General features: G+C 60.2%; 1 pseudogene. It reads left to right on the top strand.

Going from position 1 to position 917, the window contains the following annotated elements:
* Positions 1 to 73: 73 nt before the first annotated feature.
* Positions 74 to 917: pseudogene (locus EOC06_RS37945) on the top strand (IS5 family transposase); the annotation flags it as partial.

The raw sequence follows: 917 nt of genomic DNA, 5'->3' as shown, positions 1-917 counted from the left end.
GCGTTGGTGCACGGATCGTTTATTGGTCTGGGTTTAGGGAAGCGGCAACCGCAGTAGCCTTTGTAGCGTAGCCATACCTTTCAAACACAATACCAGCCGCCGCCATCATATTGAGAAGATGAAGTTCAGGGTGACGAACTGGCCAGAATACGAGGCAGGACTTCGTCATCGTGGCAGTTTGACCCTGTGGGTGACACCGGAAGCCCTGTCCAGGTGGCAAGCGCCAAGACGCAAGACACGTGGCGGCCAGCACGATCGAGACCACCTTGACGCTGGGCCTTGTATTTGGCCTGCGGTTGCGCCAGGCAGAAGGCTTGCTCGGGCGCGGACATGGCAATCGCCCAGCAAGCGGCATGATCGCCAGGTTCCGCCGGAGGGACCGGTGCATGTTCTTGTCGACAGCACCGGCCTGCAGGTCTACGGCGCGGGCCAGTGGAGGAGAGGCACGGCGCCAGATCCCGTCACAGTTGGCGCAAGCTGCATCTGGCACTTGATGCCGACAGCGGCGAGATCATTGCCCATGATCAGGACACTGGCGATGTCTCTCAAGTTGAGCCACTACTCGACCAGATTGACGGTCCGATCGGACAGTTTACTGCCGACGGTGCTTATGATGGAAAGCCAACTTACGACGCAGCCATCAATCACAGCGCGGCTGTCGCCATCGTCATTCCCCCTCGCGTCAACGCAGCCGAATCGATCGACGTTTCCGACCAAAGGGACCAGCATATTGCCGCAATCAGCAGAGACGGCCGGATGAAATGGCAGGTCTCCAACGGTTAGGCCAACGCTGGCTCGTCGAGACCGCCATGGGGCGATACAAGTCCATCATCGGGCGACGTTTGCGGGCACGGTCGCTTCCCGTTCAGCAGACCGAGGTCGCCATCGGCTGCGCCGGCCTCAACCGCATGCTAGCC

The sequence above is a fragment of the Mesorhizobium sp. M7A.F.Ca.MR.362.00.0.0 genome (genome assembly GCF_004023175.1).
In the GTDB taxonomy this organism is placed as follows: Bacteria; Pseudomonadota; Alphaproteobacteria; order Rhizobiales; family Rhizobiaceae; genus Mesorhizobium.
Note: the sequence above shows the minus strand (reverse complement) of the source record. Positions and strands in the feature narration are given on the sequence as shown.